This is a genomic window from Microvirga sp. jy35, from assembly GCF_056148915.1.
On record NZ_JBWBEW010000074.1, the window covers coordinates 1 to 10,503 of the forward strand.

Here is a 10,503-nt window from a genome sequence, read left to right on the forward strand (position 1 = left end):
CACCGACAAGCTCGGCTCCTACGCGGCCGCCCGAGGTCAGGTCATACCACAAGTCGAGCACCGCTCGCACAAAGGGCTCAACAACCGGGCGGAGAATTCGCATCTGCCGTTCCGCCGGCGAGAACGGGCGAGGCAGGGCTTTCGATCTGCCGGAGGGCTGCAGAGGTTCGTCAACGTGTTCTCTGCCGTCCGCAACCTTTTCGTTCCACCCCGCTCCCGCTGCTCTGCCCGCGCTACCCACCTTCACCGCCTCAACGCCATGGCGGAATGGAAGTCTGCGGCCAACATTGCTGCTTGAGCCTGTCTGGCGGCCAAGGCGGCCTCAATGCGCCTGTTGCTGATTAATGTGACAACACCGCCGAATGGAACCGCTGATCAACGTGTTCGAGGCAGCTTCGGGCTCTATATCGCCCAAGGCTCCAGATCATCGAACCGGCTGAGGCCACGCTGGTCAGGAGTAGTGAGCTCAAGAGAACCAACCCGATAGGGAGGCGTCAGTACGCCCGCGAGAGGCGCACCGATTCGTTGTGGTTAGCTTGGAGTTCGGGGCTGGCGGCCATGGAACATCCTCTTTGAGCCAGCAGAGAACCAAGAGTGCTGATCAGAATGGCTTGGGAACCTGGCTAGGTATTTGAATGCCAAGCCGCTGAAGGGATAAATCAACAAACTTCCGCATGCGCTCCACCTCCATTGCGCAATTTAAACTTTTTCCCGGCTAAACTTATGTGGCTTTCTACGGCTTGGCGAGTGGCGTTCCATACATAACCTCATCAGAATTACGCGACCCACGAGCCATACTGCTTCATGCTCGATGTCTGCTCTTCAAATGGGGTGGAATGGGCAAGCGCCAGTCGGACCACCTGCGCCATTCTTGGGGAAATACCATCAAACTGCTCAAGCCAGTCCGCATTTGCCCTAAGCTGGTCGTGGGTCTGGATTTTCTCTCTTCTCAGCACCTCCCAGGCGATGGGAGGCAGATAGAGACCCTCAATGGGTCCGGCGCAGGTGTCATAAAAATGGGGCATAAAACCTCCTGCAGGACTGGTCTGTCGGGGCTGACTTCATCCTTGAGAAGTGACTGGGCAGGGTTAGGCAGAGCAGAGAGCGCCACGTAAGGGTCGTGAGATTCCGCTAATCCTTCAATCGGTTGCGGATGGAAGGAGATGGATTTCAGTGGAATTGCCTGGAATTTCCATAGCCATAGACCAGACGAACCCTCCAGGATGCTGACGATCGGCTGCTTGCAAGAGGTGATCGGATGGCGCGTGACATCGACCGGAAACTGCGGGTGACAACTGCCGCGCTCGAGTTGAGCGCACGCAAAGATCTGGCAGCTGCCTTCAGGCGGGTCAACGCTGCCACGACATTCGATATTGAACGAGCCCATAAATGGCTGCAGGGTCGCTCCAGCCCACGGGATGCTCGTCTCTACCAGGATTGGGTTCTGGTCCTGGGCATTGATCAAAGTGCCGAGTGGGTTGCTAACTGCGGGGTCGATGCCTTCTTGGACGTGGTTGCTAGACAATACGACGTCGACCGGGAGGCACTCTCACGCCAGGGGATGCCGCGCCGGCATTCTCCGCGCTCCAGCATTGCGACTGAGCCTCGCTCTGGTTTGGCGGGAACCTATGTCTGCGAATCGAATTCCTGATTGCCATACTTTCGCGGTCACATGATCCGCGGCGGATTGACGATTGCTGATACCGCAACTCCGCAGGTCGCCTATTCGGAGGCTCTGCCAACAGGCCAACTCCAAGTGAGCGGAACGATGAGCTTGAGCCCTCGTGCGATTTACATGACCCTAAAGGAGCCTACAGGCGATGCTCAGTTCCTGTTTTGCCTGTTTCCGCCAACGACCCCGGTCAGAGTGTTCGGCGGGCTCATGTGCGGGGCCACGCTCATCGGACCGGACTCGAGCACATCGGTAACCCGGATCATCATGATCCGTCTTCCCACCACAAGCGAGCAACTGCATTCAGCCAATGCCTACCTGCCGAAAGGGGGCTCCCTCGCTCACGATCTGATCTCTCTTGGACTGCCGGTCTCATCGCCGCAGACAGTCGATGAACGGCTTTCGGGGTTTTGAGTAGCCATTCTGGGCAAGGACTTGACCAGCCCAGCGCGGCCACATACCGGGCCATTGTTGACTTATTTGACCGTGAGTGGCTGGGCCAGCTCAATGAGGATTTCTCATCTTAGGAATAAGACTAACGAGCCGGTCAGCTCCTGCAGGAGCTGATGCAGCAGGAGGAATCAAACAAAGGCTCGACGCTCCGACAAAGGTGGTGCCCCCGGATGCGGCGCCTATCCCGGCGCTCCGGTCCTGCCCTCCTCAGATCGCTCGGCATGCTTGGCCCGCCCCCTGCTGACGAGGCAGCCGCAGGGGCCGCCCTGCGCCACGGTGGGTACGCGGCCCTGATGGGACATGCGGAGGCGCCTGGAAGTGCCGTCGATCCGCCGGGCGTTAGGCTTGCCGCCACGCGCAGAGGGCCACGGCAGCGCAACCAGCTTGCATCGATGGCCGGCCCGTGAGACCTTCAGAGGGAATGGAGCAGGTGATGATCGTGCTCGATCGATTGCGGTTAGGGATGGTCGCGGCCTTTGTCGCGCTGGCGCTCCCGTCGGCGCAACCGCTGGCGCAATCGGCCCAGCCCATCCCCAGCCCATCCGCACCAGGCCTGCGGCAGCCACCGAACGTAGGCGACGCCAAAACAGCCGCCACGTCCTATCATGATTCCGGTGAATACGGGCGGGACCTCGCTGTGGTCGCGTCCGAGGCCGGCGCATGGATCGCGCAACGAGCACCACAGGTCAGCCAGCCCGCTCTTGTCCTCGACATCGACGACACGGCACTGACGAACTGGGAGGTAATCAAAGCCGACGATTTCGGCCGCATTATCGGCGGCCCGTGCGACGCGTTGCCGGAAGGCCCCTGCGGTTGGGCAGCATGGGATCTTTTGGGCAAGGCGCCGGTCATCGAGCCGACCCTGCGTGTGTTCCAGCAGGCACGTTCGCTGAACGTCGCGATCTTCTTCATCACGGGCAGACCGGAGTCCCAGCGGCTGGCGACCGAGCAGAACCTGCGCAACGTGGGTTATGATGGATACGCCGCTCTTCACATGGTGCCCGAAGGAACGCACTACGCATCGGCGGAAGCGTTCAAGGCCCCTGTTCGCGCGGCAATCGAACGCGACGGTTACAATATCATTGCCAACATGGGGGACCAACCCTCGGATCTCACTGGCGGGCATGCCGAGCAGACGTTCCTTCTGCCCAATCCGTTCTACCGCATTCCATAGCATACCCTGTCGACCGACCGAGCGGCCAACAAGATCCCAGCTGGCCTGAGCGCCGAACCGGTCCCTACGTCTGGTACGCAACAGAGGTCTGTCTGTTCTCGCGTGCATCAGGTTCAGCACCCGTGTCAGCCCACAACCGATGCTCTCGGAATAACCTGCGCTGTTGACCAGCGCCGGGACTATCCTCGCCACAGAGTGCGGGCAGATCCATCGGGCCCACAGTGTCCAAATGCATAAACCGCGGTATGGCCTCTCGGGCCGACCAGTCGCGGCCGGAGGCAGCCAGAATGGAGCAAGTAACCACACCGGAGGTCCACCTTCCCCCTCGCCAGTATGGCGATCCGGAGAGCTCCTGGGCCGTCAATTATGCGCCAATGATCGTAGGAGCGGTGTCACTTCTGGTCCTCTCGACAGTGGGGCATGCCTGGCTCGAGGTGACAACTATCGCGAGCGCGACCATCATATTTGTCTGGCTGTTCTTTGTCATTATGTGGGGCGCCATCGGCGTGATGCACCACGCGGAGCGGATCTCGCTCAGGCTTGGAGAGCCGCTCGGGACACTCATCCTGACGCTGTCGGCGATCCTTATCGAGGTCGCGCTGATCGCGTCAGTCATGCTAGTCGGCGACGCCAACCCCACCTTGGCGCGGGATACCATGTACGCGGTGCTAATGCTTGTCCTGAATGGGCTTCTCGGCGCATCCCTCCTGGCCGGGGGGCTCAGACATCATCAGCAGGAATACAATCTCGAAGGCGCCCGTGCCTTCATGGTTGTGCTCATGCCGCTCGCTGCGCTCGCCCTGCTGCTCCCGAACTACACGATATCCACGGCCAACCCGACACTGTCTCCAGGGCAGGCTGCATTCTTCGGTTTCCTGACGCTTGCCCTGTATGGCATCTTCCTAGCCATCCAGACCCATCGCCATCGCTCCTTCTTTGAGGAGGTCAGTTCATTGGGGCTAGACGCTCGATCGGCTGGCTCCGCCTTGCACAGGTCGGCGCGCATCAACCTGCTCTTGAATGCTGTGATGCTGCTGCTGACCCTCCTGCCGATTGCGCTCCTCTCCCACCACCTTGCCGGGATTGTGGAGTTCGGGATCCGGGAGCTCGGGGCCCCATCTGGACTAGCCGGCGTTCTCATCGCCAGCCTGATCCTCGCGCCAGAGGGAATCACAGCCTTCAAGGCTGCCTGGAACAATCATCTTCAGCGATCGGTAAACATCATGTTGGGCTCAGCCCTCTCCACCATCGGTCTCACGGTTCCGACCGTGCTGCTGATCGGGCTCGTTCTCAATGCTGAAATAATCCTCGGCCTCGAGCCGGAACATGCCTTCCTTCTGATGCTGACGCTTCTAGTCAGTACTTTGACCTTCTCAGGTGCGCGCACCGACATGCTGAAAGGGGCCGTCCATCTCGTTCTCTTCCTGGTATTCATCAGGCTGATCATTACGCCGTGAGCAATGAACTCGGCACGGCGAGGTCCGCTCTCGAGAGTTAGTACGGACATTGCGGACTTTGGGGCGCGTGGGGAACTCCGGCTCGATGGGTGCGCCTGCGGCTACAACTCGGATTGGATGGTCTTGAGTCGCCGGAAGCGCATCACACCGTCGTTGCTTGTGAGTGCGATTACGAACCTGAAGCGGGCGGGCACATTGATGGTGCTGGTGAAAGTCAGGGCAACGACAGGCCCGACGCCTGGAACCGTCAGCAGGTGCTATCATCCTTGACGATCGCAAGTACCTTCCGATGGAGGCGTGACACCTCCTCCCGCAGATTCTGCCTGGCGGCGAGCCGGGAGGCCGCGATGTCCGCCAGTTCCGACCTGCCGTCCACGAGTTCCCGGATTCGCGTGTCAAATCCGACGGGTCCGATCACGCCGACCTTGAGGCCGGAGTTGCGCAGCAGGTCGCGGATGTCGTTGTCGACTGCAATTGCCTTCTCCTGCGGCAGCTTGCGGGCGGTCAGCAGAGCCCGACGCTGCTGTTTGTGACGGTCTTGACGTGAACCGGCCGGAACAGGTTGACCCGCATCATCTGGGCGATGCCGCGGGCGTCATTGCGGTCACTCTTGTTCACCTGCGCCTTGAAGAACGCCTTGGTATGCCGGGTCTCGATGCAGACCACCGGCAGGCCGGCCTCGGCCAATCCGCTGAACAGCCACTGCGACAGGGGGCCGGCCTCAAGGCCGATCCGGGCCAGCCGCTAGGCCGGATCCTGGAGCACACGGGCAAGATCCTCAGGATGGCCGGGTGCCTTCATCTCGCGGCAGATCGAATCCGTCTCGTCTACGATACAGATTGAGGTCTCCTTGAGGGAGACGTCCAGTCCGGCGTAGTTCGCCGTGGTTTGGATCACTGGTTTGGCTTGGGTCATCCGGTCTCTTATCGCACCGCCTCGTCCAAGGGCGACGACCCCAGATCGGAAACACCGCCCCTTCTGACGGCGAGAGCAGCCAGAAAGAATCCCCACTTGAGCGGGAGCAGGGTTTCAGGGCGGGCTGTGAGGCGTGTCACCGTTCGAAGACAAAATCCCCAGGCCGACCTAACGAACTCGTCATGCCTCGCCTTGGTCATGTGCCGCACACCGCCTGGGTTTGCTCCGCCACATAGAGGTGAAGACCAGATCATGTCACTGGGAAACACGGTCGAGGAGATCCGCGCAAGAGCCCGCCGGGCCTTCCACGTGGCGTAGTGGCTTGCTCTCTTACTGTGGTCCTCCTGATGGGCGCAAAAATGCCACACAGGAGCGGTAAAGTTTAGATAAGGTGTTGCAAATCAAGAACGAAGAACGCCAGCCACGGGAGAGGACTTCATGCAGTCCGTTCAGCACTTGGCTCCAAGCACATCCGGAACGAGCAATAGCACCTACAATCTGTTCAGGAACAAGCAGCGGCCCGAGATCCTCTGTGCGGTACCGGAGGACCGCCCGATCCCACGGTTTGTCGACCGTGAGCAATGGATGTATGCGGGCTGTCTTCAGCCTCAGGATCCCCGGCCATCAGGCTTCCACGACAAAGCAGCATCGGCTGGCGTGCGGTTTAACGGCTTTTACCTGTTTCAGGTCACTGCGGCACACGGCAAAGCGAGGACTAAGGAACGAAATCTGGTGGCGTGGGCCGATCCGCTGCTGCCTGAACCCGAAGCCGGTGAGAGCATCCGCCAGCATGTCAGGAAGATATTGCTGCACCTTCTGGCCAGACACAGCAGCCCCGAGCAAGTGATTGAGTATCTCAGCCGCCCCACAGCAGACCAGAGATTGGCGGAGGTGCGGCATGCCGACATGCTCGCAACTCTCCCTTTTGCGGTGTACACGACGGACGCAACGGGACGCATCACCTTCTACAACGAGGCTGCCGTAGCCTTGTGGGGACGGCGTCCGGTGCTCGGGCGGGACCGCTGGTGCGGCTCGTGGCGCATTTACACGCTCAATGGCGCACCGCTGCCGCATGACCGCTGCCCGATGGCAGTAGCAATCCGTGAGGACAGGAGGGTCCGAGGCGTGACAGCGGTTGCAGAGCGGCCGGATGGCACCCGGGTTCATTTCCGGCCGTTCCCCACCCCCTTGCATGATGCCAATGACAACCTCGTTGGCGCCGTCAATGTGCTGATCGATGTTCAGGTGGCGGACGCGACAGAGGGGAGAAGTTCATGACGATCACCGCTCTCGTTGAAAAGACCTGCACCCCGTGCCGCGGCGGGATCCCGTCGCTGACTGCGGAGGAGGTTTCGGTCCTTCACAGACAGGTGCCGGAGTGGGCCATCCGCGATGACGCGCGCCGGATTGAACGGACCTATACGTTCAAGAACTTCGCGCAGGCCTTCGCCTTCGTGCACAAAGTGGCCGAACTCGCGGAAGCCGAGGGGCATCACCCGGATATCAGTTTCGGCTGGGGCTATGCGACGGTGTCCCTTCAGACCAAGAAGATCAAAGGCCTGCACGAGAACGACTTCATCATAGCCGCGAAGCTGGATGACATGGCCGAAAACATCCCGCTCGGCCCTTAGGTCCAATCAAGATCCTGAGTGAAATCGACCTCAGATACTCAGAACCCGAAGCGCGAACGGACTGTCCAGACGATCATTACGTGAGACCTATCGATCAGTGCATTGCTGCGAAGAACCGGTGTGAGCTCCGCTCATACTATGAGTTCTTGCGAAAGCTGGATTTCTCTCTGCTGGCACTGGAATTGCCATCGCTCGACAAGACGGCCCTGGCAGCGGTGTCGGGCTGTTGATCGAGCTTGCGGATCAACTCGTCATTGACCCAGCGTGTGGCCGGGCGTGCTGAGGATCGTTTCATAGCCATCCTCCAAGCGCTCAAGAGCCTCAGTGGCCGGGTCTGCTTGACGTGTTGATGGTGACGAGCTTTCCAGTGATCGGGTCGAGAATGGTCATGTGGCAGTTCTCTCTCGTTCAGGCACAGGGCCAACGCCGTGCCTGCCGGTTTCGATCAGTTGCGATTGGTGTTGTGGTTACGAGACAGTTACTGAACTGGATGCCCTCACCTCCAAAGCAGATCGAGGCGGTCCATTCGCGCCTCGACTGCTTTGGAGGTGAGGGCTGATCCGAAACCCAACGGATCAGCCAGCGCATGGTCGCGGCAACGCGAGCGTTTACGCCTCGTTCACGATTGCCGAGCGGTTCACTCCGGAACCTTGCTGACGATCCACCTGACCGCCTCCGGACTGAAGCCGATTTCGATCAATTCCTCTTCGAGATCCTCAACCGCGTCAGGATCCAGGGTGATGGAGTTGTCCTCTGCATCTGCTTCGGCAACAGGCTTTGGCTCGTCACCCATCTGTTCCGGCTCACCGGCCTCGTCGTCAATAGGCGCTACCGTGACGCGCACAACTGGGCTGTCATCCTCGGCCTCCTCGGCTTCACTCTCGTACGCTTTAAGCGTAACCCAACGCCCCTCGACCTCATCCTCGTAGACTGTTTTCCACTCGCCCATGCGCCCCTCCTGGATCAGGTACCACTGCCACCGTGTTCTGGCATTATATCGCAGTATTCCCGACGCCTGAGAGTTATCCTATGGCGGAGGCGTTCCACAGCCCCTGTGCTCTCCTTGCACCAAGCCTGTATAGACTTGAGCCCCGTTCAGCCCAATCCTGACGGGGCTTCTTCATGGGCTTCATTGACAGAACAGCCTGCTCAACCATTCTCCTGCGGCTGTAGGAGGGGTAGAGCGATCGGACTTCCGCGGAGAACCTTTGGTGTCTCCTCACTGACCGTTATGATGGAAACCGGAGGACTTTGGAGCAGAGGCAGCGCGATGATGCCAGCAACAACGGCAAGCACGGCTAGGATGAAGTCGGCTCGCCGATCGGCTGCCCGTTTGCCGTGGACGGGGAGGCAGCGTTTCGGGGGACTGAACACAGCTTTGTTATCATTCACCGCCATCAACGGCCTGAGTTTCAGGTGAGCCAATGGCATGGGGCCGCACGAGAACGCCTTGTTGGTGCAAGCAGAAAGCACGACCCTCATCTGGTAGCCTCCTCTATGAGGTCTTTCGCTGAGTGTACGTTGCTCACCTGATCCAGGCTCTCGCCCGAAGGGGTAACTCCGCCGCTCCAAGGGGGTACAAGGTCCCAAGTTGTTGATTTCAGGTAACCTGGAATGCGCGCTGAGCGCGCTCGCGGATCTCGTCCAGTTCGTCCTGAAGCGAATTGATCTGCCCTTCGATCTCCTCGAAGGACGTGCACTCTGGCGTGATAAACAAGCGTCCATCCTCGCCCCGGGCGTAGCGGATGAGGGCAATCTTCACGCCTGCCGGGTTGTCCGGTGTTCCGGGCTGGATTTCGAGCTCCAAGGCTCCGAAGAGATGCATCGATGGATCTCCCTGCTGGGGTTGAGAGTGAGGCAGCCTGCCGCCCTTGTCAGCGGTCAACAGGTTGGGGTTGTCGGCGCTGAAGCATCAACGCGATCTCCGGCCTGTTCTCCCCAAGCCACTGGGTGGCATCAGGCTGGCTGACAACACACTCGACCGCGGCCCAAGTGGGGTCCTCGAGCGACTCGTCCCTCAGCCGGGTGGCCGCATAGTCGATGAGCCGATGAAGGCCCTCGTAGCCGGGCCGCGCTTCAAGAGCATCGGCGACCCAGACGCTGGACCAGCCCTGCCCGGCAAGATGCAGGATGCTCTGCGGGTCGGCCTCGCGGAACCATGGTGTCGCGTCGAACTCGAGAGCGAGTGCATTGTCGGCGGTATGGCACGAGGCTCGGATCATTGCGCACCTCCCGGATCAGCTTCCCTGACAGGTATTCTACCACACGCTGACATCAGGACTGTACTGACACAACGGTTTCCTGCCCGTTATTGAGCGGGTGGAGGTCGCGGACCATCTGGTGGAGGCTGGAGGTATCCAGGTGCGTGTAGATCTGGGTGGTCTCGATGCCGGCATGCCCCAGCAGCTCCTGCAGCACGCGCAGATTGGTGCCGCCGGAGTGCATGTGGGTAGCAAAGGCATGCCGTAACACGTGCGGAGACACCCGCTCGGGGCTGGAGAGCCCTGCCGCCACGGCAGCTTCCTTGATCTCCAGCAGGGCTGCCTGGCGCGTCAGCGTCTTGGTACCGTTGCGCACCGAGTGGAACAGCCAAGGGGAGGGGCGCTCCACCGGAATAGGCGCGGGCCAGTTGCTGCCACTGCACAATGGCTCCAATCGCCCGTTCGTGCAGGGGCACGAGGCGCTGCTTGTCGCCCTTGCCACGGACCAGCAGCATGCGAGTACCAGGACGAGCGGCATAGGAGGGCAGCGACAGCGCCTCGCTGATGCGCATGCCTGAGGCATAGAGCGTCTCGAACAGGGCTGCCCTTCGAGCATAGCCAGTCTGCCGGTACAGCCCCACCGAGGGATCGGCCGCAAGCTTGTGAATCGTCTCCAGGAGCGCTTCCGTCTCGGCAAGCGACAGGACGAAGGGCAGCTTGCGGGGCCGGCGCATAGTCGACAGATTGGCTGTGGGATCGCGCGAGCCAAGTTCCTCGGCGATCAGGAACTTGTGCAAGCCACGCGTGACCGTGATGGTCTGTCGGCTCTAGTTCCCTAGATCTGGTCGCGCTCGCCCGTGCGCCAGTGGGCGAGCAGGACAGCCACCGCTGCCAGATTCGAGGGTTGTGTCGCAAACCCGAAAAGGAGACGCGAAAGGGACAATCGTCCGGTAGCACGCTCAGGCGGCAAGCAACTCGAACTGCTCGGCCAAGGATGGCC

12 protein-coding genes and 2 pseudogenes are annotated in these 10,503 nt (G+C 60.6%); 7 read left to right on the top strand and 7 right to left on the bottom strand.

What is annotated here, in order from left to right; translation table 11 throughout:
• Positions 1–298: DDE-type integrase/transposase/recombinase (locus tag AC0QTX_RS26390; RefSeq protein ID WP_474606763.1), on the top strand; the 298-nt coding region annotated here is incomplete at its 5' end.
• 478 nt (positions 299–776) lie between these two features.
• Here AC0QTX_RS26390 and AC0QTX_RS26395 read toward each other — a convergent pair.
• The gene (locus AC0QTX_RS26395) at positions 777–1,025 is read right to left on the bottom strand and encodes a hypothetical protein (protein ID WP_474606764.1); all 249 of its coding nucleotides are present in this window, start codon (positions 1,023–1,025) and stop codon (positions 777–779) included.
• Between the two features lie 233 nt (positions 1,026–1,258).
• On the opposite strand from AC0QTX_RS26395, the gene AC0QTX_RS26400 reads away from it, so the two are divergent.
• The 4 genes from AC0QTX_RS26400 (at position 1,259) to AC0QTX_RS26415 (ending at position 4,756) form a co-directional block, all read left to right on the top strand.
• Complete coding sequence (locus AC0QTX_RS26400) at positions 1,259–1,651, top strand: hypothetical protein (protein WP_474606765.1); 393 nt, start codon at positions 1,259–1,261, stop codon at positions 1,649–1,651.
• Positions 1,652–2,295: 644 nt separating this feature from the next.
• Positions 2,296–2,532 (top strand): hypothetical protein, encoded by a 237-nt coding sequence (locus AC0QTX_RS26405; protein ID WP_474606766.1) that lies wholly within the window; start codon positions 2,296–2,298, stop codon positions 2,530–2,532.
• Positions 2,533–2,558: 26 nt separating this feature from the next.
• Positions 2,559–3,299 carry an HAD family acid phosphatase gene (locus AC0QTX_RS26410; protein ID WP_474606767.1) on the top strand — a complete coding sequence of 247 codons (741 nt, stop codon included), beginning with the start codon at positions 2,559–2,561 and terminating at the stop codon, positions 3,297–3,299.
• A gap of 287 nt (positions 3,300–3,586) precedes the next feature.
• Positions 3,587–4,756 (top strand): calcium:cation antiporter, encoded by a 1,170-nt coding sequence (locus AC0QTX_RS26415; RefSeq protein WP_474606768.1) that lies wholly within the window; start codon positions 3,587–3,589, stop codon positions 4,754–4,756.
• A 176-nt stretch (positions 4,757–4,932) separates the two neighbouring features.
• Here the strand turns inward: AC0QTX_RS26415 and AC0QTX_RS26420 are convergent.
• A pseudogene (locus AC0QTX_RS26420) lies at positions 4,933–5,671 on the bottom strand (IS110 family transposase); the annotation flags it as partial.
• A 438-nt stretch (positions 5,672–6,109) separates the two neighbouring features.
• Between AC0QTX_RS26420 and AC0QTX_RS26425 the strand changes: the two are divergent.
• On the top strand, positions 6,110–6,949 hold the full coding sequence (locus tag AC0QTX_RS26425; protein WP_474606769.1) for a hypothetical protein: 840 nt from the start codon (positions 6,110–6,112) through the stop codon (positions 6,947–6,949).
• Positions 6,946–7,302, top strand: coding sequence for a 4a-hydroxytetrahydrobiopterin dehydratase (locus AC0QTX_RS26430; RefSeq protein WP_474606770.1), 357 nt, complete (start codon positions 6,946–6,948; stop codon positions 7,300–7,302). The genes AC0QTX_RS26425 and AC0QTX_RS26430 overlap by 4 nt, the downstream gene beginning before the upstream one ends.
• Before the next feature lie 637 nt (positions 7,303–7,939).
• Here the strand turns inward: AC0QTX_RS26430 and AC0QTX_RS26435 are convergent.
• The 5 genes and pseudogenes from AC0QTX_RS26435 to AC0QTX_RS26455 all read right to left on the bottom strand — a co-directional run.
• The gene (locus AC0QTX_RS26435) at positions 7,940–8,251 is read right to left on the bottom strand and encodes a hypothetical protein (RefSeq protein ID WP_474606771.1); all 312 of its coding nucleotides are present in this window, start codon (positions 8,249–8,251) and stop codon (positions 7,940–7,942) included.
• Between the two features lie 651 nt (positions 8,252–8,902).
• Positions 8,903–9,127: a hypothetical protein gene (locus AC0QTX_RS26440; protein ID WP_474606772.1), complete on the bottom strand. Its 225-nt coding sequence runs from the start codon at positions 9,125–9,127 to the stop codon at positions 8,903–8,905.
• Between the two features lie 49 nt (positions 9,128–9,176).
• Positions 9,177–9,524, bottom strand: coding sequence for a hypothetical protein (locus tag AC0QTX_RS26445; protein ID WP_474606773.1), 348 nt, complete (start codon positions 9,522–9,524; stop codon positions 9,177–9,179).
• Between the two features lie 52 nt (positions 9,525–9,576).
• The gene (locus tag AC0QTX_RS26450; protein ID WP_474606774.1) at positions 9,577–9,948 is read right to left on the bottom strand and encodes a tyrosine-type recombinase/integrase; all 372 of its coding nucleotides are present in this window, start codon (positions 9,946–9,948) and stop codon (positions 9,577–9,579) included.
• A 40-nt stretch (positions 9,949–9,988) separates the two neighbouring features.
• Positions 9,989–10,237, bottom strand: a pseudogene (locus tag AC0QTX_RS26455) (integrase); the annotation flags it as partial.
• Positions 10,238–10,503: the final 266 nt, after the last annotated feature.

What these genes read in the sequence shown, in the direction of transcription:
- AC0QTX_RS26395 (WP_474606764.1), bottom strand. Translation starts at nt 1,025, where the DNA reads ATGCCCCATTTTTATGACACCTGCGCCGGACCCATTGAGGGTCTCTAT.
- AC0QTX_RS26400 (WP_474606765.1), top strand. Translation starts at nt 1,259, where the DNA reads ATGGCGCGTGACATCGACCGGAAACTGCGGGTGACAACTGCCGCGCTC.
- AC0QTX_RS26405 (WP_474606766.1), top strand. Translation starts at nt 2,296, where the DNA reads ATGCGGCGCCTATCCCGGCGCTCCGGTCCTGCCCTCCTCAGATCGCTC.
- AC0QTX_RS26410 (WP_474606767.1), top strand. Translation starts at nt 2,559, where the DNA reads ATGATCGTGCTCGATCGATTGCGGTTAGGGATGGTCGCGGCCTTTGTC.
- AC0QTX_RS26415 (WP_474606768.1), top strand. Translation starts at nt 3,587, where the DNA reads ATGGAGCAAGTAACCACACCGGAGGTCCACCTTCCCCCTCGCCAGTAT.
- AC0QTX_RS26425 (WP_474606769.1), top strand. Translation starts at nt 6,110, where the DNA reads ATGCAGTCCGTTCAGCACTTGGCTCCAAGCACATCCGGAACGAGCAAT.
- AC0QTX_RS26430 (WP_474606770.1), top strand. Translation starts at nt 6,946, where the DNA reads ATGACGATCACCGCTCTCGTTGAAAAGACCTGCACCCCGTGCCGCGGC.
- AC0QTX_RS26435 (WP_474606771.1), bottom strand. Translation starts at nt 8,251, where the DNA reads ATGGGCGAGTGGAAAACAGTCTACGAGGATGAGGTCGAGGGGCGTTGG.
- AC0QTX_RS26440 (WP_474606772.1), bottom strand. Translation starts at nt 9,127, where the DNA reads ATGCATCTCTTCGGAGCCTTGGAGCTCGAAATCCAGCCCGGAACACCG.
- AC0QTX_RS26445 (WP_474606773.1), bottom strand. Translation starts at nt 9,524, where the DNA reads ATGATCCGAGCCTCGTGCCATACCGCCGACAATGCACTCGCTCTCGAG.